Source organism: Azospirillum oleiclasticum, from assembly GCF_013423485.1.
GTDB classification, from domain to species: domain Bacteria; phylum Pseudomonadota; class Alphaproteobacteria; order Azospirillales; family Azospirillaceae; genus Azospirillum; species Azospirillum oleiclasticum.
The window spans coordinates 205,611-230,073 of record NZ_JABFFR010000023.1; the positions used below are offsets into that span (position 1 = coordinate 205,611).

A 24,463-nucleotide genomic window follows, 5' to 3' on the forward strand; every position below is an offset into this window, starting at 1 on the left:
GGGACTTGCGGGCCGGTCACCGCGCATCCACCATGAGTCCCGCGCATGGGTCGTGGCACGGCGTACGAAGGAAGACGCATGTCGAGGGTTGTGGCCGCCGGTCTGCTGCTCGTGGCACTCGCGCGCCCGGCATTGGCCGCCGATCCGGAGCGGGTGTGGTCGGAGACGCTGGACGGTGCCACCGTCACCGTGTCCCTGGAAGCGCGCGGGCGTGCGGGCGCGGTGGTGGTCTCCGTGCAGCCGCTGAAGGGCGTCACCATCAAGCCGCCGGTGCTGCGGCTCGACGCCTCCGCCCTGATCCGCGAACACATCGGCGGCGCTCTGCCGACGACGGTGCGCGGCGAGGGCGGTGCCATGCGGGCGCGGCTGCCGCTCGACCGCGCGGGGTCCCTGCGCATCGCCACGCCCGACAGCCACGACGGCACGCTGCGCATCGAATACCGCTATTGCCGGGAGGCGGAGACGCGCTGTTCGGTGGAGCGGCTGGACCTCGCGCTCAAGGTGGCGCGCTGACCGCGGCGGACTGCTCCTCCTCCCATGCGGACAGGCGGACGGTGACGGCGAATTCGGTGCCCGGTGCGGTGTCCCGCACCTCCAGCCCGGCGCCGAGCTGGGCCGACAGTGCGTGCACCACCCGCATGCCCAGGCTGCGGCTGCGCCGCCAGTCGAAGCCCTCCGGCAGGCCGGTGCCGCGGTCGGCGACCGTCAACCGCACCACCTCGGCATCGACCCGCGCGAGGCCGACACGGACCGGCTTGTCGCCGCTGTCAGGATAGGCGTGCTTGACCGCGTTCATCACCAGCTCGTTGGCGATCAGCCCCAGCGGCACGGCGCGGTCGGTCGGCACCTCGGCCGGCTCCAGCGCCAGTTCCAGCCGCCATTCCTCGCCCTGCATGGCCGAGCGTTCCAGATCGCGGCAGAGGGCGGCCAGATAGTCGTGGAAGGGCACGGCGCGCACGTCCTGTCCGCGGTAGAGCAGGGTGTGGATGTCGCTGACCGCGCGCACGCGGCGCCCGGCCTCGGCGATCTGGCGTCGCGCCTCGCCCTCCGGCGCGCTCTGGCCCTGCAGCGCCAGCAGGCTGGACACCATCTGAAGGCTGTTCTTGATGCGGTGGTTGACCTCCTGCATCAGCAGGTCCTTCTGGGCGACCAGCGCGTTGCGCTGGTCGAGCGCCGCCTCCAGCGAGGCGGTGCGGTCGCGCACGCGGTCCTCCAGCGCGCGCTGCGCCCGGCGAACGGCGCGCGCCTGCCGGAAGCCGAAGGCGGCCAGCCCGACCAGCGCCGTCGCCCCAGCCATGGCGACCAGCAGATAGGGCCACAGCGTCCGCCGCCACGCGGCGTCGGCCAGCCGCAGGTCCAGCCGCACCGCGACACCGACCGGCCATTCGGCCAAAGCCCGGTAGGTGAAGAGGGTGGAGCCGTCATGCACGGTGCCGCCGAACGGCGCCTCCCGCATCGCGGCCGCGACGGTGGCGTCGAAGGGGGTGGTGGCGCCGGGCGACGGGGCCGGGTGCTGCACCACCACATCCTTGCCGCCGCTGCGGTAGAGCAGGATGGTGGGCGCGTAGGGCAGGTCGAGCTGTCGGTAGAAGTCGCTGAAATAGGCCGGCTTCATGGTGATCGACGCGATGCCGCGGAAGCCGTCGAACGGGTTGGCGAGCCGGCGGCTGACCAGGAAGGTCGGCTCCCCCGTCACCCGGCCGACGATCAGCTCGCTGACATAGGGAATGTCGGGCCCGTCGGTGTGGATGGTGAAGAAGTCGCGGTCGGTCACCGTCGTCGACGGTGCGGGAAAGCGGAAGGTGGTCAGGCGCAGCCGGCCGTTGGCGTCGTTCAACCACACGGCGTCCACGAAGGGGAAGCGCACCGCCTCCCGCCGCAGCCGGTCCCAGGTGACGGTCGACCGCTCCATCTCGTCCCAGTCGCGATTGCGGGTCTCCTCCGCCGCGCGCACCACCAGCAGGTCGGCGGCGTCGAACAGGCGGGCGGCGTGCTCGGCCAGCACGCGCACGGTGTCGGTGGCGCGCGCCTCCGCCTCCTCCATCACCTTGTCGCGCAGATGCAGCGCCAGGATGCCGACCGCTGACACCAGAAGCACCAGGCCGGCGACCGCCAGCCACGCGATCGCGGCTTCCAGCCGCGCGCTCGGGGGAGCCTGCGCACCCTGACCGGAATCGGTCACCGCAGCCGGTTCGGTAACATTCGCTGCCATGCGACAGGAATCTGAACCAAAGCGCCTGGGAATTCCACCCCCCAGGCGCGGGACAAATCCTGTCTCCGGCCTCTGACGCGCCCTCAGCCTCCGGCCTTCAGCGCGTCCAGCCGCTGGCGCAGCAGCGCGTGGTCGGGGTCCTTGGGGTCGAGCTGGGCGAGCAGGCGGCCCCACAGCTCCGCCGCCTCGACCTTGCGGCCGGCGTTGGCGGCGTCCAGGCCCAGGAGCCACAGCGCGTCGCGGTTCGCCGGGTCGAGCGCTGCGACCTCCTTCAGCAGGCGCACGGCCTCCGCCGGCATGGTGCCGCGGCCCTCGGCGGGGGGTGCCGTGGCGAGCAGCACATCGACCAGCGCCAGCAGCGCGTCGGGCCGCTTGGGAGCGCGCTCCACGGCGTTGCGGGCGGCCGTTTCGGCGTTGCCCATCTCCCCCAGCACCCGGTAGGAGCGGGCGAGCCGCACCCAGCCGTCCACATCGCCGGGGTTGGCCTCCAGCTTCGCGGCCAGGGACTCCACCATGCCGCGGACCATGCGCTCCTGATCGGCGGTGGTGCCGGCCTGGGCGGCGGGCGGTGGCTCGGCCGGCTTCGGCTTCGGCATGACGGTGGCGACGTCGAGCCCCAGCCGGCCGGCGGCCTCCGTGACGCGGGCCTGCACCATGGGCAGCCAGGGCGCGTCCTCCGGCGTGTCGGCGACGATGGCGGCCCAGCGCTCCAGCGCGCCCTTCACGTCGCCGGCCTGGAAGCGGGCGAGCGCCAGATAGTAGCGGGCGCGCGGGTCGGCGGGGTTCTTCTCCAGGATGGCGTCGAAGGCGGTGCGCGCCTCCTCCGGCACGGTGCCGCCGTTGGCGTTGGTCAGCGCCTCCGCGTAGAAGGCGGTCACCTCCAGATCGCCCCGAGACAGGCCGACGGCGCGGCGCAGCGCGTCGGCCGCGTCGCCCCAGCGACCCATGCGGGCGTAGGTCTGGCCCAGCACCGACCAGCCCTGCAGGTCGTTGGGTTCGGCCGCCAGATGCGCCTTCAGCTTGTCGACCGCGGCCAGCACGGCGGGCGGCGGTGCGTTGCGCTCGGCGTCCAGGTCGCGGGAGGCGAGCGGCTGGGCCGGCAGGTCGGGATGGCCGAGCGGCAGATAGACGGCCAGCGCCCCCACCGGGATCGCCAGGGCCAGGACCACCGCCAAGGCGCGGGCGCGCCGCGGCGGGGCGGCGGCGGCCGGTGCGCTCTCGGCCCCGGCGGTCAGCATGCGCCGGCCGATCTCGGCGCGGGCGGCGGCGGCCTGCGCCTCGGTCACCAACCCGCGCTCGACGTCGCGGTCGAGTTCGGTGAGCTGGTCGCGGTAGACCTCGATGTCGTAAGCGGCGCGCGCCGGGGCGGCACCCGCCGGGCGCAGCAGCGGCGGCAGGATGAGCAGCAGCACACCCGCGGTCATGGCCGCGGCGACGATCCAGAACAGCATCGCGTCAGTCCTTGCGCAGCAGCGCGTCCAGGCGGCGCTGCTCGTCCTCGCTCAGGGGGGCGGTATCCGCGCCGGCCGCGACCCCGCGCCGGCCGCGCAGATAGACGGCGGTGGCCGCCGCCCCGATGGCGAACACCAGGAAGGGCCCGATCCACAGCAGCCAGGTCGTCGCCTTGAAGGGCGGACGCAGCAGCACATAGTCGCCGTAGCGGTCGGTGACGTAGTCCAGCACCCGCGCGTCGCTGTCGCCGGCCTTCAGCCGCTCGCGGACCAGCACCCGCAGGTCGCGCGCCAGCGGCGCGTTGCTGTCGTCGATCGACTGGTTCTGGCAGACGAGGCAGCGCAGCTCCTTGCTGAGTTCGCGCGCGCGGTGCTCCAGCCCCTGGTCGGCCAGGATCTCGTCGGGCATGACGGCGGCGGCGGGCAGGGCGGCAGCCAGGGAACCAAGCGCCAGCCAAGCGGCGAGGAGACGCGTCCTCATCCCTTCCGCAGCTCCTTGACGAGGGGCAGGATGTCGCGCTCCACCACCTCGGGCGACAGCGGGCCGACGTGCTTGTAGCGGATGCGCCCCTGGCGGTCGATCAGGAAGGTCTCCGGCACGCCGTAGACGCCCCAGTCGATGGACACACGGCCGTCCAGATCCTGGCCGATGCCGGCGTAGGGATCGCCGTTGCGCTTCAGCCAGGCGATGGCGTCCTCCGCCTTGTCCTTGTGGTTGATGGCGCGCACGGGAACCCCCTGCTCCCGCGACAGGCGGGTGATGACCGGGTGCTCGATCTTGCAGGGCACGCACCAGGAGGCGAAGACGTTGACCAGCTGCACATCGCCCTTCAGGTCGGCCGTCGCCAGCCCCTGCTTGTAGCCGGGCAGCGCCGGCAGCGCGAACTCCGGCACCGGCTTGTCGATCAGGACGGACGGGATCTCCCGCGGGTCGCGGTTGAAGCCCAGGTAGAAGGCCACCGCCACGCCGACGAACAGCAGCAGCGGCAGGATGAAGAGCAGGCGGCGCATCGACGGGTGTTCCTCGGGGCTATTCGGCGGGCTGCGCGGCCGGGGGTGGTGTCGCGCGGCGACGTTCGGGGGCTCCCACCCGCAGCCGCCGGTCGGTGAGGGACACGAGCCCGCCCGCCACCATGATCACCGCGCCGATCCAGATCCACGGCACCAGCGGGTGGTGGTAGAGGCGCACGGTCCAGGCCCCCGTCTGCCCCGGATCGCCGAGCGCGATGTAGAGGTCGGAAACCCAGGTGGTGTGGATCGCCGCCTCGGTCGTGGTCATGCGCTGCACGTTGTAGCTGCGCCGCTCCGGAGTCAGAACCGCCACCGGCGCGCCGTCGCGGGTGATGCGGAAGCGGCCGACATCGGCGCTGTAATTGCCGGCCACCACCGCCGGGCGCAGGTCCTCGAACAGGATTTCGTAGCCGGCCAGGGTGGTGCGGTCGCCGGGCTTCATCGCCTTGATGTCCTCGGTCACCCAGGCGGAGGTGCCGGTCATGCCGAGAATGGCAATGCCGAGGCCGGCGTGCGCGATGGTCATGCCCCAGGCGGCGCGCGGCAGGCCGGCGGCGCGGGTCCAGCTGTCACGCAGCGGAATGCGGAACAGGCGCACCCGTTCGGCCACCTCCACCGCCGAGCCTGCGATGGCCCAGATGCCGAGTCCGATGCCGACCAGCGCCAGCAGCGGGCCGCCGGTCAGCCACACGGTGACCAGCACCGACAGCAGCACCGCGGCCCCCGCCGCCCCCAGCCGGCCGAGCGCGCCGGGCAGGTCGCCGCGCTTCCAGGACAGCATGGGGCCGACCACCATGGCGGCGACCAGCGGGATCATCAGCGGCAGGAACGTGGCGTTGAAGAAGGGCGGCCCCACCGACACCTTGCCGCCGCCGACGATGTCGAGGAACAGCGGGTAGAGCGTGCCGATGAAGACGGTGGCCGTCGCCGTGGACAGCAGCAGGTTGTTGAGCACCAGCGCGCCTTCCCGGCTGACCGGGGCGAACAGGCCCCCGGTCTTCAGGCCGGGTGCCCGGACGCCGTAGAGCAGCAGCGAGCCGCCGGTCGCCAGCAGCAGCAGCCCCAGGATGAAGACGCCGCGCGCCGGATCGACCGCGAAGGCGTGCACCGAGGTGAGGATGCCCGAGCGCACCAGGAAGGTGCCCATCAGCGACAGCGAGAAGGTGACGATGGCCAGCAGGATGGTCCAGGTCTTCAGCGCGTCGCGCTTCTCCACCACGATGGCGGAGTGCAGCAGGGCGGTGCCGGCCAGCCACGGCATCAGCGAGGCGTTCTCCACCGGGTCCCAGTACCACCAGCCGCCCCAGCCCAGCTCGTAATAGGCCCACCAGGAGCCCATGGCGATGCCCATGGTCAGCGACGACCACGCCACCAGCGTCCACGGCCGCACCCAGCGTGCCCAGGCCGGATCCACCCGCCCCTCGATCAGCGCGCCGACCGCGAAGGAGAAGGCCATGGAGAAGCCGACATAGCCCAGATAGAGGAAGGGCGGGTGGAAGGCGAGGCCGGGGTCCTGCAGCAGCGGGTTCAGGTCGTTGCCGTCGGGCGGCGCCGGCACCACGCGGATGAAGGGGTTGGAGGTGATCAGGATGAACAGCAGGAAGCCCACCCCGATCATGCCCTGCACCGACAGCACGCGGGCCTTCAGCGTCGGCGGCAGGTTGCGGCCGAACAGCGCCACCGCGGCCCCGAACACCGCCAGCATGGCGACCCACAGGATCATCGACCCCTCGTGGTTGCCCCACACGCCGGACAGCTTGTAGATCAGCGGCTTGGCCGAGTGGCTGTTCTGCACGACGTTGAGCACGCTGAAGTCGGACACCAGATAGGCCCAGGTCAGCGCCAGATAGGCGACGGTGATCAGCGCCAGCTGCGCCACCGCCGCCGGCCGCGCCACCGCCATCCAGGCGGCGTTCCCGGTGGCCGCACCCACCAACGGCAGGGTCGACTGCACCAGCGCCACGAACAGCGCCAGCACCAGCGCGTAATGGCCAAGCTCGGGGATCACGGGCGGTCTCCGGTAACGGCGCGTGCGGGCTGGGCGGGCGTCACGACCCAGGCACCAGCGTCTTCTGGGTGTCCTTGAAGTGCTCGGCGCGCTTCAGCGCATCGGCCACTTCGGGGGGCATGTAGTTCTCGTCGTGCTTGGCCAGCACCTCGCGGGCGACGAACACGCCGTCGGGGCGCAGCCGCCCCTCCACCACCACGCCCTGGCCCTCGCGGAACAGGTCGGGGAGCTGGCCGGTGTAGGAGACGGGCACCGCGTGCGGGCCGTCCGACACCTTGAACAGCACGGTGATGCCGTCCGGGCGCCGCTCGACGCTGCCCTGCTCGACCAGCCCGCCGAGGCGGAAGTTGCGGTCGCGCACCTCGGCCGCCTTGGCCTGCAGGTCGGTGGGGCTGAAGAAGAAGACGAGGTTGTCCTGGAACGCGGTCAGCGTCAGGGCGGTCGCGGTCCCCAGCCCGAGCAGGGCGAGGCCCAGCATGTACAGGCGGCGCTTCTTTCTCGTCATCCTTCCACTCCCGCCGCCGGACGGCCGGCGGCGTCTCCGGTGCCGTTTCCAGTGTTGGCGCGGGGGCGGCGACGCGGGCGGGCACCCTCCAGCGCCTTCAGCGTGGTCTCCTGGCCGCGCAGGCCGCGGACGGAGGCGACCAGCAGCCCGATCAGCACCGCCGCCGCGATCCCGTAGGAGGGCCAGACATACCAGGCGTAGCCGCCCATCGCGAAGAATTCAGCCATCGGTCGGTCGCTCGTCCCCACTGCGTTCGTCATGCGGCGCCCTCGTGGCGCCAATGTGGCAGCCGTCAGCCCTGCGCCTCGGACAGGCGCAGCGTCTGGATGCGGCGGGCGAGGATCTCCGCCTTCACCCGCAGCAGCACCACCGACACGAAATAGGTGGTGAAGGCCAGCGCCATGACCAGCAAGGGCCACAGCATGGTGGAATCGATGGTCGGCCCACCCATGCGGATGACGCTGGAGGGCTGGTGCAGCGTGTTCCACCAGTCCACCGAGAACTTGATGATCGGCACGTTGACGATGCCCACCAGCAGCAGCACGTTGCCCGCCTTGATCCCGCGCTCCGGGCTGTCGAAGGCGTTCACCAGCGCCATGTAGCCGAGATACAGGAAGAACAGGATCAGCACGCTGGTCAGCCGCGCGTCCCACACCCACCAGGTGCCCCACATCGGCGCACCCCACAGCGACCCGGTGATCAGGCACACCGCGGTGAAGCCCGCCCCGACGGGGGCGGCGGCCTTGGCGAACAGGTCGGCCAGCGGGTGTTTCCACACCAGCCCGACCGCCGCGGCGATCGCCATGTTGGTGTAGACGAACAGGCTCATCCACGCCGCCGGCACATGGATGTACATGATCCGCACCGTGTCGCCCTGCTGGTAGTCGGGCGGCGATCCGAACAGGCTGAGATACAGCCCGACGATCAGCAGAACGACGGTGGCCCCCGCGCTCCACGGCAGAATGGCGGCCGACAGGCGCAGGAAGCGGGCGGGGTTGGCGAAACGGTGCATGACGGTACGGTCCAGGCGCGACGATCCGGAAGGCCGGCTTGCCGACGATATGGGTGATCCTACGGTCTTTGGCAGGGCTGTGCCTTGATCGAAGTCATAAGGCAAGACGATTCGTCGCAGCCCTTATTCCACCGGCCGCGCCCGATCCTACCAATGGCCTATTCCTCCCACCGCGCCGGGCGCCGCTCCAGCCACACCGCGGTCAGGTCGTCCTTCGGCGGGCGGGGGGACCGGGCGTAGAACCAGTCGAGCAGGCGGGGCAGCACCGGGTCGGCGCAGGGGGCGGACAGGATCGCCTGGAACACCTCCGCGAACTCCCGTCGGCCCGACCGCCCCTTGGGCGCCGGCACCCCCTCGTAGAAGGCGTCGGAGTAGAGGAACAGGTAATGGCCGGGCGGGAAGGGCACCGTGGCCTCGCGGTAGCGCGCCTTCGGCGACAGCCCGACCGGCAGACCGGTGCCGTCCAGCCGCCGCAGCTCCCCCCCTGCCGCCCGGCCGAGAAAGGCGTCGGGTGCCGCCGCCGCCGCGTAGGACAGGGTGTCGGCGCGGGTGTCCACGACGGCCGCGAACATGGTGGCGAACTGCCCCTCCGGCAGGCGGCCGACCAGCGCGGCGTTGATCGCCCCCAGCAGCTCGGCCGGCCGGTGCCAGACCGGCGCCAGCAGGTCGGCCAGCAGCGTGTGCAGCCGCACGGTGTTCAGCGCCGCCGACACGCCGTGGCCGGAGAAGTCGCAGATCAGCACCGCCAGGGCGCCATCCTCCAGCGCCCGCGCCGTCCAATAGTCGCCGCCGACCCGCGACGAGCTTTCGAAATGCGACGCCACCGTCACGCCGTGGCTGCGCTCCAGCGCGCGCAGGGCGTCGGCCCCCGGCAGCAGCGCCGTCTGCATGCGCTGCGCCTCCTTCAGGTCGGCGTCGATGCGCTTCAACTGGCGATCCAGCGTGCGGATGAGCACCCAGTTGGACAGGTGCACCTTGACCCGCGCCAGCAGCTCCAGCCGGTTGACGGGTTTGGAGATGAAGTCGGTGGCCCCGGCCATGAAGACCCGCCCGCGCATCTGCAGGTCGTCGGCCGCGGTCAGCACCAGGACCGGCACGTCCATCCAGGCGGCTTCGGCGCGGAGCTGCTCCAGCACGCCGATGCCGTCCACCCGCGGCATCAGAAGGTCGAGCAGGATCAGGTCGGGGCGGAAGCTGCCGACCCGCTCCAGCGCCTCGTCGCCATCCTCGGCGAAGGCCACGGTCTCGAAGCCGACGCTCGCCAGCATGCCGCCGATCAGCGACCGCACCAGCGCCTGATCGTCCACCACGAGCACCCGCTGGTCCTTGAGCTGGTACCAGTCGAGTCCGATCGCCGCCATGCTCCCCCCTCGACGCACGGTGTGCCGTCGCCACAACCCTAGCACGGCCGCGTGGGGAAAGTGTTACCTTGGATGATCGCTGCGGCTACTCCAGCGCCTGGCGCAGGGCCGCGGCCCCGGCCAGCGGGGCGAGCGGCAGGGCGGCGGCCAGCAGACCGGCCAGCAGCAGCAGGTGCGGGCGCGGCGACAGGGCGTTCAACGCCGCGTCGATGGCGCCGGCCCCGAAGATCAGCACAGGGATGTAGAGCGGCAGGATCAGCAGCGACAGCAGCACACCGCCGCGCCGTGCGCCAAGCGTCAGCGCCGCCCCGATGCTGCCGATCAGGCTGAGCGCCGGGGTGCCGATGGCGAGCGCCAGAACCAGCACGCCGAAGCCCGCCGCCTCCATGTTCAGCAGCAGCGCCAGGATGGGGGCTGCGACGATCAGCGGCACCCCCGTCACCAGCCAATGCGCCAGCGTCTTTGCCAGCACCACCGCTTCCATCGGGATGCGCGACAGGGCCAGCAGCTCCAGCGAGCCGTCCTCGTAATCGGTGAGGAACAGCCGCTCCAGCGACAGCAGCGAGGCGAGCAGCGCCGCCACCCAGATCACCCCCGCCGCGATGCGGGCGAGGATGTTGGCCTCCGGCCCCACGCCGAAGGGGAACAGCACCACGCACAGCACGAAGAACATCACCGCGATGGTGGCGTCGGAGCCCTGCCGCAGGGCCAGCCGCAGGTCGCGGGCGACGAGGCGCAGGAAACCCTTCATGCCGCGGCCTCCCCATCCCCGTTGGCGTCACTGTCAAGATCGACGTCGTCGCCGGTGGCCGGCGCGAAGTGGTCGAGGTGCAGTTCGGCCGCACCCGGCAGCGCGATGTCGGCGTGGGTGGACAGCGCCACCATGCCGCCGCCGGCCCTGTGCTCGGCCAGGATGCCCTCCAGCAGCCGCACCGCCGCCCGGTCCAGCGCCACCGTCGGCTCGTCCAGCAGCCACAGCGGGGCGGGGGCCGCCAGCACCCGCGCCAGCGTCAGCCGCCGCTTCTGCCCCGCCGACAGGTAGCGCCCGGGCACCCCCGCGATGTGCGGCACGCCCAGCCGCTCCAGCGCCGCCATGGCCGCTCCCGCCGGGTCGGCGGCCCCGCCGAGCGACGCCCAGAAGCTCAGATTCTCCAGCGCCGTCAGCACCGGCTTCACCGCGTCCAGATGACCCACGTAATGAATCCGCCCGCCGTGCTGGTCGTCGTCTTCGGACGCGGCGTCGTCCCAGGCCAGCCGCCCGCGGAAGGGCCGCAGCAGCCCCGCCATCACCCGCAACAGGCTGGACTTGCCGCTGCCGTTGGGACCCAGCAGCAGCAGTGCGCCGCCCGACTCCACCCGGAAGTCCAGCCCGGTGAAGACCAGCCGGTCGCCGCGCAGGCAGGTGAGATCGGTTCCTGAAAACACGGGCATGCGGAAACGCAACAGATCCGGTGGGTGAAGGACGTAGGGTGCGACCTATAGCACAGCCCGCGCCGATGTCGCGGCCCGGATGTCGCGGACCTGATGCCACGGATCGGAAAGCGTGGCTGGCCGGCCATCCGATGGCGGGAAATGACCCTTCTCTAATAAGGGGCATGGCCCGTCGGCCACGCCGATTCCGGGTAGAGCCGCATTCACCTGCGGTGGTTGTAAATTATCGTGATTACGCTTGTCCCGGTGAGCAGCTCAAGTTCATGCCGGAAGAATGGTGGCTATGATGCGCAGTTCACTGGCGAGTCCGGAATATCATGTTGGTATCGCGGGTGTCCGGGTGCGGGCGACCATGGCGGCTGTTGGCATGCTTTTGATATCGTTCGCATTGTCATTGCAGTTTTTTTACAAGATCGGAGAAATCGATCCGTTTGTGGTGATGAGCTGGACCTGGGACTACAGCCTGGGATTCGTCCGGCGTGGATTGCCGGGTGAGCTGTTGGACCTGCTGGCGGGCGGTGCGGGGAACGAGTACCGGAACCTCGTCGTGCTTTCCAGCGCCATGCTGGCGGTCCTCGTCCTCGCCTACGGCCTGTTCGTGACGTCGATTCTGCGGCACCGCCCCAGCGCACTGGTCCTGATCGTCGCGCTGGCCGGGGCGCTGCTCGAACCCGCCATTCCCATCTTCATCCGGATGTTCGGCCGGCCGGAGCAACTGTCGTTTCTGCTGTTTCTGCTGGCCTGCCACGCCGCTGTCGCCTGCGATCGTCGCTTGGCCTGCGCGGTGCTCGCGGCGGCCTGTTCGCTCGCCATGTTCATCCACGAGGGATTCCTGTTCTTCCACTTTCCGACGGCCCTCGGGGTGCTGGCGATGCGGCTGGACGCGGACGGAGGCTCCCCGCACCCGATCCGGCGATTCGCCGTCCCGCTCGCCGCGGCGGTGCCGATCCTGTGCTTTGCGGCCGTAGAGTGGCTGGGGAGTCCGTCGGTGCCCAAACCGGTATGGGATGCGCACTGGTTGTTCCGCACTCCCTATGCGCTGCACGAGAGCGGGAACAGTCTCGCCGTCCACCACCGCGGCCTTGCTGGCAACATCCGTTATACCCTGGGGAACTTCTGGCCGCTGGCCGCCGTCCTCAGCGTCCTGATCATCGGCGCGGCGACGGTGCTGGCCCGAACCCTGTGGTCGGCCATCGGACGGATCGCGGTACCGCGCGCCGCCGCACTTTGCTTCGGCTCATGCTACACGCCGCTTCTGATGTTCGGCATCGGGGTCGATTACATCCGCTGGTCGTCCTTCACCGCCCTGAACATGCTCGTCGCCAGTCTCTGCCTGTTGCGCCTGTCGCCGGTGCCGGTTCTCGAGTCCGCGCTGACGCGGATATGCGAGCACGGCTTGCCCCGTCATGCGCTGAACGGGTTGGCATTCCTGTTCCTGCTGCTGACGCCCCTCGCATCGAACACGGGGCCGACGCGGCTGCCGGAGGCGTTCGGCTGTCTGTACAACCCGTCCGGAACCGGACTGACGGCGCCCCGGCACCCCGAATCCTGCTTGCGAACCGTGGGGCGATGATGAGGACGCGCCGCCGGGCGCACAAGGAAACGGCCCCGCCGGGGGGCTCCGGCGGGGCCGTCCATCCAGCCGGGGCTTGGCTGGTGGGCGCCGGGGAAAAAGGCGCCCGGGTGCTCGGGGGATCCCGGAGGGGGCTCGGTCCCGTCCGGACCAGACGGACCATCCCTCTCCGTGGTGTCAGGGATAGGGTATAAAAGTGGCGAAAATGTGATCCATGGGGCCAATCACTCGTTCGGATGCCTCTGCCCGTGCGGGTTGCGGACGGCGGGTGGCTCGGGCAGAAAGGGTGCGCTCCTGCAACCGCCCTCGGCAATCGCCCCGCAACCGACTGGATCCGCCGCCGCGATGACCCTCCTCCTCGACCTCTTCAACGGGCTGTCGGACATCGGCCGCGTCGTCCTCGTGCTCAGCCTGGTCTCCGTGGCCGGGCTGGCGCTGGGGCATGTGAAGCTCTTCGGGGTCGGGCTCGGCATCGGCGGGGTGCTGTTCGCCGGGCTGGCGGCGGGTCATGTGGCGGCGGTGGCCGGGGTGTCCTTCGACCTGCATGTCCTGCATTTCGTGCGCGAGTTCGGGCTGATCCTGTTCGTCTACACCATCGGCATCCAGGTCGGCCCCGCCTTCTTCTCCGCGCTGAAGCGGCAGGGGGCGGGGCTGAACGGGCTGGCGGCGGCCGTCGTGCTGCTGGGCACCGCCACCGCCGCGGCGATCCATCTGCTGGCCGGAGTGCCGCTGGAGGCGGTGCTGGGCGTCTATTCCGGCGCCGTCACCAACACGCCCTCGCTGGCCGCGGCCCAGCAGGTGTTGCAGGAGGTGGGGGCGCCGTCCGGTGCCGTCGCCACCCCCAGCCTGGGCTATGCCGTCGCTTATCCCTTCGGCATCGCCGGCATCCTGCTGACCATGGCGCTGATCCGCGCGGTCTTCCGCATCGACCCGACGGCCGAGGCCGCCGCCTTCGAAGCGCGGCGCCGCGCCGAGGTGGCGGCGCTGGAGACGCTGGACGTCGCCGTGCGCAACGCCGCGGCTGATGGTCGTCAGCTCCGCGACGTGCTGGGCAGTGTCGACCACAAGGTCATCGCGTCCCGCCTGCTGCGCGACGGCCGGCTCCAGGTGGCGCACGCCGACACGCGGCTGAGCGTGGGCGACGTCATGCATCTGGTGGGGCCGCGCCCGCTGCTCGACCGGCTGAAGGCCGAACTGGGCGCCGAGTCGGAGGTGACGCTGACCACCAAGGGCACCGACCTGCGGTGGGAGCGCATGGTGGTCACCAACTCCCACACGCTGGGCAAGACGCTGGCCCAGCTCTCGCTGGCCGACAGCCACGACGCGGTGGTCAGCCGCGTCACCCGCGCCGGCGTGGAACTGGTGCCGGCGGCGGCCCTGCAGCTTCAGTTCGGCGACATCCTGACCGTCATCGGCCGGCCGGACGATCTGAAGCGGGTCGCCGCCCTGTTCGGCAACGCCCCGCGCCGGCTGGAGCAGGTGACCTTCATCCCGGTCTTCATCGGCATCGCGCTGGGCATCGCCATCGGCTCCATCCCGGTGCATCTGCCCGGCATGCCGGCGCCGCTGAAGCTGGGGCTGGCCGGCGGGCCGCTGGTAGCGGCCATCCTGCTGTCGCGGGTCGGCCATCTGGGGCCGCTGGTCTGGTTCATGCCGCCGGCCGCCAACACCGCCCTGCGCGAGCTGGGCATCGTGCTGTTCCTGGCGGTGGTCGGGCTGCTGTCCGGCGGGCGCTTCGTGGAGACGCTGGTGCACGGCGACGGGCTGTTGTGGATGGCTTGCGGGGCCGCGATCACGCTGCTGCCGCTGCTGCTGGTGGGGATGCTGGCGCGCGCCGTCGGGAAGCTCGACTACCTCACCCTCTGCGGCCTCTTGTCCGGCAGCATGACGGACCCACCGGCGCTGGCCTTCGCCAACGCGCTGTCGCCCTGCGCGGCGGCGTCGCTGGCCTACGCCGCCGTCTACCCGCTGGTGATGTGCCTGCGCATCCTGTCCCCGCAGATCCTCGTCGTGCTGCTGTGGTGACGGTGGATTCCGCTTTGCGGGGAGGGGTTTGCCGGACTAGCCTAGGCATAGTCCGAACGAGGTCGCAGCCCCGGCATGCACGCCCACCCGCCCAGCAGTCCCAGCGCCCCCGAAGCCGTCGTCATCCATGACCTGCACAAGCGGTTCGGTTCGCTGGAGGTGCTGAAGGGCGTCTCGCTGACCGCGCACGAGGGGGATGTCCTCACGCTGATCGGCTCCTCCGGCTCGGGCAAGAGCACGCTGCTGCGCTGCGTCAACATGCTGGAGGTGCCCGATTCGGGCCGCGTCGTCATCGGCGGCGAGGAGATCCGGCTGAAGACCAAGGGCGGCCGCACGGTTCCCGCCGATCCCAAACAGGTGGACCGGGTGCGCACCCGGCTCGGCATGGTGTTCCAGAGCTTCAACCTGTGGAGCCACATGACGATCCTCCAGAACGTCATCGAGGCGCCGGTGCATGTGCTGGGCGTGCCGAAGGCCGAGGCGGCGGAGCGCGCGCGCATGCTGCTCGACAAGGTCGGCATCCTCGCCAAGGCGGAGTCCTACCCGGTGGAGCTGTCGGGCGGCCAGCAGCAGCGCGCCGCCATCGCCCGCGCGCTCGCCATGCAGCCCAAGGTGATGCTGTTCGACGAGCCGACCTCGGCGCTGGACCCCGAGCTGGTGGGGGAGGTGCTGGGCGTCATCCGCCAGCTCGCGGAGGAGGGCAACACCATGATCGTGGTGACCCACGAGATGGGCTTCGCCCGCGAGGTCTCCAGCGAGGTGGTGTTCCTGCACCAGGGCCGGATCGAGGAGCGCGGCCGGCCCGGCAAGGTGCTGGTCGACCCGGAGTCCGAGCGGGTGCGGCAGTTTCTGTCCCGCCACCTGTCCGGCGGCGCTTGACGCCGGGCTTCGGGCGCGGGATGTCAGACGAATCAACCGACGGCCCCACCGAAACAACCGGGGCCGCCCGAACAGAGGAGGCATCTGCTGTGAAATCCACCATCGCCACGCTCCTGGTCGGGGCCGCGATCGCCCTCTCCGCCACCGCCGTCGCGACGGGGGCCGATGCCAAGGAGTGGAAGAAGGTCCGCATCGCCACCGAGGGCGCCTACATGCCCTGGAACGGCACCGACTCGTCCGGCAAGCTGGTCGGCTTCGAGGTCGACCTGATGAAGGATCTCTGCACCCGCATGAAGGTCGAGTGCGAGCTGGTGGCGCAGGACTGGGACGGCATCATCCCCGCCCTCCAGCAGGGCAAGTACGACGCCATCATGGCCGGCATGTCGGCCACCGACGAGCGCCGCAAGGTCATCCAGTTCGCCGGCCCCTACGCCAACGAGCCGTCGGCCTTCGCCGCCATGAAGGGCAGCCCGCTGCTGACCATCGCCGCCGACCCGGCGCTGGTCGACATGAAGGAGCTGACCGCCGACGAGCGCACGGTGATCGAGCGGCTCGCCAGCCAGCTCAAGGGCAAGACCGTGGGCGCCCAGGTCTCCACCATCCAGGCGTCCTTCGTCGAGAAGTACATGCCGGGCGTCACGCTGCGCACCTACGACAAGGTGGACAACATCGGCCTCGACCTCGTCGCCGGCCGCATCGACGCCATGTTCGCCGACCGCTCGGCCATCGGCGGGCTGCAGAAGGAAGGGGCGACCAAGGACATCACCGTCTTCGGCACCCAGTACCGCGGCGGCATCCTGGGCGACGGCGTGGCGGTCGGCCTGCGCAAGGCCGACAAGGACCTCAAGACGCTGTTCGAGAAGGCCATCGTCGAGGCCCACAAGGCCGGGGTGACCGGCAAGCTCAGCACCCAGTGGTTCGGCTACGACATCGCCGTCACCCCGTGACGCGGGTCCCGGCCAACCCCCCTCTCCCCCGCGCGGGGGAGAGGGCTCATGACGGCGGTGCCCCATGATCGAGCTGCTGGCCTTCGGCGACGGCGGCTGGGGCGACGAGATGCTCCAGGGGGCGGCGATGACGGTCGCGGTGGCGACCTCCGCGTTCCTGCTGGGGCTGGTGTTCGGGACGCTGGGTGCGTCGGCCAAGCTCAGCCGCAACCTGATCCTGGTCGGGGTGGCGGAGGCCTACACCACCGTCGTGCGCGGGGTGCCGGAGCTGCTGGTCATCTATCTGCTGTTCTTCGGGGGCAGCGGCATGGTGATGGCCCTGGCATCCGTCTTCGGCTACGACGAGTACATCGAGGTCAACGCCTTCGTGGTCGGCGTGGTGGCGGTGGGGCTGATCTCCGGCGCCTATTCGACCGAGGTGATCCGGGGTGCGGCGCAGGCCGTGCCCTACGGCCAGATCGAGGCGGCGCGGGCCTGCGGCATGGGGCGCTGGCTGATCCTGCGGCGCATCCTGGGGCCGCTGACGCTGCGCCACGCCCTGCCGGGGCTGGGCAACGTGTGGCAGCTCACGCTGAAGGACACCGCCCTCATCTCGGTCACCGCGTTGGCGGAGATCATGCGGCAGGCGGCGGTGGGGGCCGGCTCGACCAAGCAGCCCTTCGTGTTCTACGCGGCGGCCGCCGTGCTCTACCTGCTGTTGACCACCGTCTCCACCGCCCTGTTCGACCGGGCCGAGAAGAACGCCATGCGCGGCGTGCGGAGGGCCTGATGGATTGGGAGCTGATGTGGGACAGCGTCCCCGCCCTGCTGGCCGCGGTGCCGCTGACGCTCCAGCTCGTGGCGCTGGCGCTGCTGCTGGGTCTTGGGATGGCGGCGCTGGCCGCCTGGGCGCGGCTGTCGGGCCATGCGGTGGCGGCGGGCGCCGCGTCGGCCTATGTGTTCGTGTTCCGCGGCACGCCGCTGCTGGTGCAGATCTTCCTGATCTATTACGGACTCAGCCAGTTCGAGGCGGTGCGCGCCAGCCTGTTCTGGCCGCTTCTGCGCGAGCCCTACTGGTGCGCCATCCTGGCGCTGATGCTGAACACCGGCGCCTACCAGAGCGAGATCATCCGCGGCGCCATCCTGTCGGTGCCGCAGGGGCAGGTGGAGGCGGCGCGGGCCTGCGGCATGTCGCGGCTGCTGCTGTTCCGCCGCATCGTCCTTCCGGTGGCGGTGCGTCAGGCGCTGCCCGCTTACGGCAACGAGATCATCCTGATGGTGAAGGCCAGCTCGCTCGCCAGCACCATCACGCTGCTGGAGATCACCGGCGTGGCGCGCCGGATCATCTCGCAGACCTACGCGGTCTTCGAGATCTTCATCGTCGCCGGGATCCTCTATCTGCTGATCAATTTCGCCGCGGCGCGGCTGATCCGCTGGGCCGAATGGCGTATGACCCCCCACCTGCGCGCGCGGGTGTGAGGCCGATTCCCGCCGTCGGGCGGTGCGGCGACGACGCGGGCTGGAGTTCCGGGGCCGTTTCCGGTACAAGGGCGATGGCGCTTGCTGCGCCGCGGCGGCCCTGACGGCCCGCCGTCCGCCGCGGAAACCGCCGTGAGTCACGAGAGTCCCACACGCGAATCGGCTGCGGTCCCCGCTCTGGTCTCCCCGCCCCCGCGGCGGCGCGCCTCGGAGCTGCTGCTGGATTTCCTGGAGCACGAGCACGGCCGCACCATCACGTTGGGCGGGCTGGTCGCGCTGCTCGGCGACCGCGCCTTCGGCATGATGCTGCTGCTGCTGGCGATCCCCAACGTCATCCCGATGCCCGGCCTGTCCACGGCCGTGGGCATCCCGATGATCCTGCTGGGCGCCCAGATGGCCGCCGGCATGCGACAGCCCTGGCTGCCGCGGCGGCTGGCGTCGGTCGGCTTCGACCGCGACGCCTTCCTCGGCGTGGTCCGCCGGGTGCATCCGCATGTGGCGCGGGTCGAGCGGCACCTGCGCCCGCGGCTTCCCCAATTCACCGAGGCCCTGGCCGAACGGCTGCTCGGCCTCGTCATCATCGTCCTGGCGGGCGTTCTCAGCCTGCCGATCGTGTTCGGCAATCTGCCGCCCGCGGTCGGCATCGGGCTGATCGCGCTCGGACTCATCGAACGGGACGGGGCGTTCGTCCTGGCCGGGCTGGTCGGCTCGGTCCTGGCGCTCGCCTTCGTGTCGGCCGTCGTCTTCGGGCTGGGGGGGGCCGCGTGGCTCCTCGTCCGGGGCCTGTTCGCCTGACGGCGGCCGCGTAAGGGAGGAACAGAACCGCGCATGTTGTGGGAAATCCTGATCATCGTCTTCCTGATCCTGCTCAACGCCTTCTTCGCGATGTCGGAGATGGCGCTGGTGTCGTCGCGCCGGGCGCGGCTGCAGCAGCTTGCCGAGGCGCGGGGCGGCAAGGGGGCGAGGGCGGCGCTCGCGCTGTCGGAGGATCCGTCCAACTTCCTGTCCACGGTGCAGGTCGGCATCACGCTGATCGGCATCATCGCCGGCGCCTACGGCGGTGCCACCATCGCCGAACGCCTTGGCGTCACGCTGGACGAGGTGGCGTGGATCGCGCCCTATGGCGGGCAGGTCGCCTTCGTGCTGGTGGTGGCGGCCATCACCTACCTGTCGCTGATCGTCGGCGAGCTGGTGCCCAAGCGGCTGGCGCTCGCCAACCCGGAGCGCATCAGCGCCACCGTCGCCGCCCCCATGAGCGTCCTGTCACGCGCCGCGGCCCCGCTGGTCTGGCTGCTCGGCGTATCGACCGAAGGCATGCTGAAGCTGCTCGGCCTGTCCGGCATCCGCGACCAGACGGTGACGGAGGAGGAGGTCAAGACCCTGATCGCCGAGGGCACCCAGTCCGGCGTCTTCGAGCCTGCCGAGCGCCAGATGATCGAGGGGGTGCTGCGGCTGTCCGACCGCAGCGTGCGCTCGATCATGACGCCGCGGCCGGATGTGGTGTGGCTCGACCTCGACGACCCGCAGGAGACGATCGCCCGCGAGATCCGCGAGAGCGGCTATTCCCGCTTCCCCGCCTGCCGCGGTGACCTGGACGAGGTGCAGGGCATCGTCGCCACCAAGGCGCTGCTCGATCAGGCGCTGCACGGCCGCCCCTTCGACCTGCGGGCGGTGGTGGTGGACGCCCTCATCGTTCATGACGGCACGCCGGTGATGCGGCTGCTGGAGCTGTTCAAGCAGGCCACCGTCCACATGGCCGTGGTGGTGGACGAGTATGGCAGCGTGGAGGGCATCGTCACCGTCACCGACATCCTGGAGGCCATCGCCGGCGAGATGCCCGACCAGGGCGACGAGGAGCAGGGCATCGTCCGGCGCGAGGACGGCTCCTGGCTGGTCGATGGCATGACGCCGGTGGACGATGTGGAGGCGGCGATCGACCTGCCGGCGCTCCGCGTGGACGACGGCGACTACCACACCATCGCCGGCTTCGTGCTCGACAAGCTGGGCCATGTGCCCACCGCGTCGGAGTATGTGGACTGGGAGGGCTTCCGCTTCGAGGTGGTGGACATGGACGGCCGCCGCATCGACAAGATCCTGATCCAGAAGGCCGGCGGCGAGGGCGCGTGAACGACCTCCCCGGCGGGCGCCACGCGGTGGACCGGGAGGCGCTGCGCAACGGCCTGTTCCAACGCCTGATCCGCGAGGCTGGCATCGCGCTGCGCGTGCTGACCGAGGAGGAGCTGCGCCAGTCGCTCGACCGCACGCTGGCGACCCGTCCGGTCGGGCAACCGGTGTGGCTCTTCGCCTACGGCTCGCTGATGTCCAACCCCGCGGTCCATGTGGCCGAGCGGCGGCACGCGCTGGTGCGCGGCCTGCACCGCCGCTTCTGCCTGTGGGCGGTGATCGGCCGCGGCATGCCGGACAACCCCGGCCTCTATCTGGGGCTGGAGCGCGGCGGCGCCTGCCGGGGCATCGCGCTGCGCATCGACGAGTCCATCTTGCGGGATGAGCTGGACGTGGTCTGGCACCGCGAGATGGTGACCGGCGCCTACGTCCCCACCTGGGTCACGGCGGAGACGGCGGACGGCCCGGTGCCCGCCATCGCCTTCCGCATCAACCACCGGCACGAGGGCTACGCCGGCCGCCTGCCGGAGGAGGAGGTCGCCCGCATCGTCGCCGGCGCCAGCGGCGCTGTCGGCACCTGCCGCGACTACCTCGCCCACGTCATCGACGCCCTGCACGACGCCGGTGTCCGCGACCGCCGGATGGAGCGCCTGTTCGAGCGGGTGGAGGAACTGGCGGGGGTGTGACGCCTGCGAAATCAAGCGCGCCGGGACTGGGCGCCGCGACGCGCTACCACGGCAGCCGCGGCACCGGGGCCACCTTCAGCGGGCCGACGTAGAGCCAGCCGTCCTGCACCGACAGCGGTGCCTTGATCACCGGCGGGCCGCCGCCCTCCGGCGGGCGGGAGAGCATGGCCAGGATCGAGCGTGCGGCGGCGAGCTGGTTGGGACGCAGCCGTTCCTGCACGGCGGTCAGCGCCTGCTCCGCACCCTGGATCTCGGCGGTCATGGCGGCCAGCGGCTGCAGCCGCGCGTCGAGCGCCACCGTGCCGTTCACCGCCATGGACAGTGGCCCCCAGTCGATGCCGAGACGGTCCACCTCGACGACGCCGCCGTCGCGGCTCCAGGCGGCGATGGCCGGGCGTTCGGGCATGGGGGGGCGGCCCTGCACGCGCAGCGACGCGTCCACCCGCTGGACCTGCGGCCCCAGCCCGTCCGGTGCCGGGCCGGGCAGCCGCAGCCCGCCGGCGGCCAGCGTCACCGTCAGCCCGGTGTCCTGGTGGGAGGCCGGGGGCAGCGCGGGGCGGGCGCCGGCGAGGTCGAGCCGGGCGACGGTCATCGGCTCCCCCGCCGCGGGCATGACGGCGAGGTCGGTGACGTCCAGCGCCAGCGACCGCGGCTGGCCGTCCGGCCCCATCGTCACGCGGCCGGTGCCGCCAGCCGCTTTCAGCGTCACCTTGGTGGCCTCGTCCGCCGACAGCGACAGCCGGTGGGTGCCGTCGAAGGCGAGGTCGATGACCGAGAAGTCCCAGGGCTTGGCCTCCGCCGTCAGCCGGCTGCCGGACCACGCCACCCCGTGCCCTTCGTAAGCGGGTTCGGTGACGGTGGCGTGCAGCGCGAACGGCCAGCCCCCCATGTCGAGCGCACCATAAGCCACCAGCGCTCCCTGGCGGCGCTGCTGCTCCATCCAGTCGGCGATGCCGCGTTCGACGGCGTGGGCGGCGATCCACCACCACACGGTGTAACCGGCCAGGGCGAACGCCGCCAGTCCGGCGAGGATGGTGATGGTCTTCCGGTGCTTCATGCCAGCCGTGTCAATTCCCGGTCCTCGGATCGACCGTTATAGCCCCCACATGGGTGCCATGCTAGGATTCGACTCGGCGCCGGTCCGGCGCCTGCCGACTGCCCGACTGGACATGTTGCTGGATACCCGACCGGTTTCCGCCGATACCGCCGCCGTCGAACCCTCCCCCGCCCCGCCGCCCGTGTGGGCCGCAGACATCACGGTCACCCCCGGTGCGGAGCTGTGGGTGTTCGGCTACGGGTCGCTGATGTGGAATCCCGGCTTCCCGCATCTGGAGCGGCAGCCGGCGGTGCTCAAGGGCTATCACCGGCATTTCTGCGTCACCTCCTACCGCTACCGCGGCACGCCGGACAATCCGGGGCTTGTGCTGGGGCTCGACCGCGGCGGCACCTGCCGCGGCATCGCCTTCCGGGTGGCGGCGGACGATGTGCCGGCGACGCTGGATTATCTGTGGGAGCGGGAGATGAGCACCCGCGTCTACCGGCCGAAGCGGCTGCCGGTGCGGCTGCCCTGCGGCCGGTCGGTCACCGCCTGCACCTTCGTGGTGGACCGCGCCCACGGGCAGTATTGCGGCTTTCTGGACGAAGAGGCGGCGGCCCGGCGCATCGCCGGCTGCTGCGGCGATCGCGGGCCGAACCTGGAGTATCTCGTCAACACAGTGGAGCATCTGGAGGCGCTGGGCATCCGCGACGCCCGGCTGATCCGGCTGCTCGACGCGGCCCGCCGCGGGGTGTGACCCCCGCGGGCGGGCCGGGACCTCACATCATCCCCAGCATCCGCGGCAGCCACAGCGAGATGATGGGCACGTAGGTGATCAGCACCAGGAAGGCCAGCATGGTCAGCAGCCAGGGCATGACCGCCACGGTCAGCTCGGTGATGCCCATCTTGGTGATGCCGCTGGCGACGTAGAGGTTCAGGCCGACCGGCGGGTGGCACATGCCCACCTCCATGTTGACCACCATCATGATGCCGAAATGCACGGGGTCGATGCCCAGCCGCACCGCCACCGGGAACAGGATCGGCGCCATGATCAGCACGATGGACGACGGCTCCATGAAGTTGCCGGCCATCAGCAGCAGGATGTTGGTCACCAGCAGGAAGGCGACGACCCCCAGCCCCTGCCCGACGATCCAGTCGGCGATCGCCTGCGGGATGTTCTCCGAGGTCAGCAGGAAGGAGAACAGCACCGCGTTGGTGATGATGTAGAGCAGCATCGCCGACATGTTGGCCGACGACAGCAGCACCTTGGGCACCCCGCGCAGCGGCATGTCGCGATAGACGAAGACGGCGATGATGAAGGCGTAGACCGCGCTCATCGCCGCGGCTTCCGTCGGCGTGAACATGCCCGAATAGATGCCGCCGATGACGATGATGATCAGCGCCAGACCCCAACCGGCCTCGCGGAAGGCCTTCCAGCGTTCGGCGAAGCTCGCCTTCGGCATGCGCGGGTAGCCGTTCTTCCAGGCGCGGTACCAGGTGGTCACGCCCAGGAGCGTCGCCAGGATCAGGCCGGGGATGACGCCGGCCATGAAGAGCTGGCCGACCGAGGCGGAGTTGGCGCTGCCGCTGGTCGCCACCGCGTACATCACCATCACGATGGACGGCGGGATCAGGATGCCCAGTGCACCGGAGGTGGTGATGACGCCGGCCCCGAACTGGCGCGGGAAGCCCTGCTTCACCATGGCCGGCAGCACGATGGAGCCGATGGCGACCACTGTCGCCGGGCTGGAGCCCGACACCGCGGCGAACAGCGCGCAGCCCATCACGCCCGCCAGACCCAGACCGCCGTGCCAGTGCCCGACCATCGAGGTGGCGAAGTTGATCATGCGCCGGGCGACGCCGCCATGCGTCAGGAAGTTGCCGGCCAGGATGAAGAACGGGATCGCCATGATCTCGAACTTCTCGATGCCGGTGAACAGCTTCAGCGCCACCGCCTCGATCGGCACTTCGGTCATGGTGAACAGGAAGGTCAGCACGGTCAGGCCGAGCGAGATGGAGATCGGCATGCCCGTCAGCATCAGGGCCAGCAGAATGCCGAAGATGATGGCGGCGCTCATCGGTCGTCCTCCCGGCGCTGGGGCTTCTGGCCCTCATGGTGCGCGATGTCCTTGGGGTGCAGGTTGTCGTCCATCTCGAACCAGTTGACGTCCTGCCCGGCGCGCTGCGGATCGCTGGTGTCCTCCTCCAGCCCCTCGACATGGCCATGGTCGTGGTGCGGCAGCTCGCCGGTGCGGGAGAAGGCCCAGGCGACCTGCAGGAAGCGGAAGCACATCAGGTAGGAGCCGACGGGGATCGCCAGATAGATCATCCACATCGGCCATTCCAGGTCGGCCGAGGTCTGTTCGGTGTGGCTCATCTCGTAGACGAAGGTGGCGCCCAGCGTGCCGACGATGGCGGTGAACAGCGCGCCCGCCAGCAGCCCGAGGATGATGAACTTGCCGCGCACCGGGGTGGACATGCGGTTGATCAGCACGTCGACGCCGACATGGATGCCGGTGCGCACGCCATAGGCGGCGCCGAACTTCGCCATCCAGACGAACATGTAGATGCAGAGTTCCTGCGCCCAGGCGAGGTTCCAGTGGATGACGTAGTCCTGGACGACGGGGACGCCGGCCAGATAGCGGTGGACGACGGCGACGAAGATCACGGTCGTCGCCGCGGCCATGAGGAAGGCGATCAGCACCTCCTCCAGCCGGTCGAGAAGCTTGAGCAGCATGGTCGCT

25 protein-coding genes are annotated in these 24,463 nt (G+C 70.7%); 11 read left to right on the forward strand and 14 right to left on the reverse strand.

All coding sequences use genetic code 11. The features are described 5' to 3' along the window. Positions 1–78 precede the first annotated feature (78 nt). A complete protein-coding gene (locus HL658_RS22580) occupies positions 79–513 on the forward strand; it encodes a hypothetical protein (protein WP_180283016.1) in 435 nt (144 codons plus the stop codon). On the opposite strand, the gene HL658_RS38085 is transcribed toward HL658_RS22580, so the two are convergent. The 11 genes from HL658_RS38085 to ccmA all read right to left on the reverse strand — a co-directional run bounded on the left by HL658_RS38085 (position 497) and on the right by ccmA (position 10,991). After that, entirely contained in the window at positions 497–2,182 is a 1,686-nt protein-coding gene (locus tag HL658_RS38085; RefSeq protein WP_180283015.1) for a histidine kinase dimerization/phosphoacceptor domain -containing protein, read from the reverse strand. The two genes, HL658_RS22580 and HL658_RS38085, sit on opposite strands and share 17 nt — an antisense overlap. Before the next feature lie 113 nt (positions 2,183–2,295). After that, positions 2,296–3,663 (reverse strand): c-type cytochrome biogenesis protein CcmI, encoded by a 1,368-nt coding sequence (gene ccmI, locus HL658_RS22590; RefSeq protein ID WP_180283014.1) that lies wholly within the window; start codon positions 3,661–3,663, stop codon positions 2,296–2,298. 4 nt (positions 3,664–3,667) lie between these two features. After that, on the reverse strand, positions 3,668–4,144 hold the full coding sequence (locus HL658_RS22595) for a cytochrome c-type biogenesis protein (protein ID WP_180283013.1): 477 nt from the start codon (positions 4,142–4,144) through the stop codon (positions 3,668–3,670). Continuing rightward, positions 4,141–4,674 (reverse strand): DsbE family thiol:disulfide interchange protein, encoded by a 534-nt coding sequence (locus HL658_RS22600; RefSeq protein ID WP_180283012.1) that lies wholly within the window; start codon positions 4,672–4,674, stop codon positions 4,141–4,143. The genes HL658_RS22595 and HL658_RS22600 overlap by 4 nt, the downstream gene beginning before the upstream one ends. Before the next feature lie 19 nt (positions 4,675–4,693). After that, complete coding sequence (locus tag HL658_RS22605; RefSeq protein WP_180283011.1) at positions 4,694–6,682, reverse strand: heme lyase CcmF/NrfE family subunit; 1,989 nt, start codon at positions 6,680–6,682, stop codon at positions 4,694–4,696. Positions 6,683–6,722: 40 nt separating this feature from the next. Next, entirely contained in the window at positions 6,723–7,187 is a 465-nt protein-coding gene (gene ccmE / locus HL658_RS22610) for a cytochrome c maturation protein CcmE (RefSeq protein ID WP_180283010.1), read from the reverse strand. Beyond that, positions 7,184–7,414, reverse strand: coding sequence for a heme exporter protein CcmD (ccmD, locus tag HL658_RS22615; protein ID WP_180283009.1), 231 nt, complete (start codon positions 7,412–7,414; stop codon positions 7,184–7,186). The genes ccmE and ccmD overlap by 4 nt, the downstream gene beginning before the upstream one ends. 65 nt (positions 7,415–7,479) lie before the next feature. Further along, entirely contained in the window at positions 7,480–8,199 is a 720-nt protein-coding gene (locus HL658_RS22620; protein WP_180283008.1) for a heme ABC transporter permease, read from the reverse strand. A gap of 158 nt (positions 8,200–8,357) precedes the next feature. After that, positions 8,358–9,560 carry a PP2C family protein-serine/threonine phosphatase gene (locus HL658_RS22625; RefSeq protein ID WP_180283007.1) on the reverse strand — a complete coding sequence of 401 codons (1,203 nt, stop codon included), beginning with the start codon at positions 9,558–9,560 and terminating at the stop codon, positions 8,358–8,360. An 85-nt stretch (positions 9,561–9,645) separates the two neighbouring features. Next, positions 9,646–10,311, reverse strand: coding sequence for a heme exporter protein CcmB (gene ccmB / locus HL658_RS22630; RefSeq protein ID WP_180283006.1), 666 nt, complete (start codon positions 10,309–10,311; stop codon positions 9,646–9,648). Further along, positions 10,308–10,991, reverse strand: coding sequence for a heme ABC exporter ATP-binding protein CcmA (gene ccmA, locus HL658_RS22635; RefSeq protein ID WP_180283005.1), 684 nt, complete (start codon positions 10,989–10,991; stop codon positions 10,308–10,310). Before ccmA ends, ccmB begins: the two co-directional genes overlap by 4 nt. A 283-nt stretch (positions 10,992–11,274) precedes the next feature. Here ccmA and HL658_RS22640 point away from each other — a divergent pair, with 283 nt between their 5' ends. From HL658_RS22640 to HL658_RS22680, 9 genes are all read left to right on the forward strand, one after another. Continuing rightward, positions 11,275–12,564 carry a hypothetical protein gene (locus tag HL658_RS22640; RefSeq protein ID WP_180287663.1) on the forward strand — a complete coding sequence of 430 codons (1,290 nt, stop codon included), beginning with the start codon at positions 11,275–11,277 and terminating at the stop codon, positions 12,562–12,564. Between the two features lie 345 nt (positions 12,565–12,909). Beyond that, positions 12,910–14,589, forward strand: coding sequence for a putative transporter (locus HL658_RS22645; protein WP_211109815.1), 1,680 nt, complete (start codon positions 12,910–12,912; stop codon positions 14,587–14,589). Between the two features lie 75 nt (positions 14,590–14,664). Next, entirely contained in the window at positions 14,665–15,468 is an 804-nt protein-coding gene (locus HL658_RS22650) for an ABC transporter ATP-binding protein (RefSeq protein WP_180283003.1), read from the forward strand. 89 nt (positions 15,469–15,557) lie between these two features. Continuing rightward, positions 15,558–16,415: a transporter substrate-binding domain-containing protein gene (locus HL658_RS22655; protein WP_343055280.1), complete on the forward strand. Its 858-nt coding sequence runs from the start codon at positions 15,558–15,560 to the stop codon at positions 16,413–16,415. A 64-nt stretch (positions 16,416–16,479) separates the two neighbouring features. Beyond that, positions 16,480–17,184 (forward strand): ABC transporter permease, encoded by a 705-nt coding sequence (locus HL658_RS22660; protein WP_180283001.1) that lies wholly within the window; start codon positions 16,480–16,482, stop codon positions 17,182–17,184. Next, positions 17,184–17,873: an ABC transporter permease gene (locus tag HL658_RS22665; RefSeq protein WP_180283000.1), complete on the forward strand. Its 690-nt coding sequence runs from the start codon at positions 17,184–17,186 to the stop codon at positions 17,871–17,873. Before HL658_RS22660 ends, HL658_RS22665 begins: the two co-directional genes overlap by 1 nt. A 132-nt stretch (positions 17,874–18,005) precedes the next feature. Further along, the gene (locus HL658_RS22670; protein WP_343055283.1) at positions 18,006–18,668 is read left to right on the forward strand and encodes an exopolysaccharide biosynthesis protein; all 663 of its coding nucleotides are present in this window, start codon (positions 18,006–18,008) and stop codon (positions 18,666–18,668) included. Between the two features lie 33 nt (positions 18,669–18,701). Continuing rightward, complete coding sequence (locus HL658_RS22675; RefSeq protein ID WP_180282999.1) at positions 18,702–20,000, forward strand: hemolysin family protein; 1,299 nt, start codon at positions 18,702–18,704, stop codon at positions 19,998–20,000. Next, positions 19,997–20,683, forward strand: coding sequence for a gamma-glutamylcyclotransferase (locus HL658_RS22680; protein ID WP_343055285.1), 687 nt, complete (start codon positions 19,997–19,999; stop codon positions 20,681–20,683). The genes HL658_RS22675 and HL658_RS22680 overlap by 4 nt, the downstream gene beginning before the upstream one ends. 43 nt (positions 20,684–20,726) lie before the next feature. Here HL658_RS22680 and HL658_RS22685 read toward each other — a convergent pair whose 3' ends face one another. Then, positions 20,727–21,740, reverse strand: coding sequence for a DUF2125 domain-containing protein (locus tag HL658_RS22685; protein WP_180282998.1), 1,014 nt, complete (start codon positions 21,738–21,740; stop codon positions 20,727–20,729). A gap of 112 nt (positions 21,741–21,852) precedes the next feature. On the opposite strand from HL658_RS22685, the gene HL658_RS22690 reads away from it, so the two are divergent. Continuing rightward, positions 21,853–22,476 (forward strand): gamma-glutamylcyclotransferase, encoded by a 624-nt coding sequence (locus HL658_RS22690; protein WP_180282997.1) that lies wholly within the window; start codon positions 21,853–21,855, stop codon positions 22,474–22,476. Between the two features lie 22 nt (positions 22,477–22,498). On the opposite strand, the gene HL658_RS22695 is transcribed toward HL658_RS22690, so the two are convergent. Together HL658_RS22695 and HL658_RS22700 are read right to left on the reverse strand one after the other, a co-directional pair. Then, a complete protein-coding gene (locus tag HL658_RS22695) occupies positions 22,499–23,797 on the reverse strand; it encodes a TRAP transporter large permease (protein ID WP_180282996.1) in 1,299 nt (432 codons plus the stop codon). Continuing rightward, positions 23,794–24,456, reverse strand: a complete 663-nt coding sequence (locus tag HL658_RS22700) for a TRAP transporter small permease (protein ID WP_180282995.1) — start codon at positions 24,454–24,456, stop codon at positions 23,794–23,796. The genes HL658_RS22695 and HL658_RS22700 overlap by 4 nt, the downstream gene beginning before the upstream one ends. Positions 24,457–24,463 lie beyond the last annotated feature (7 nt).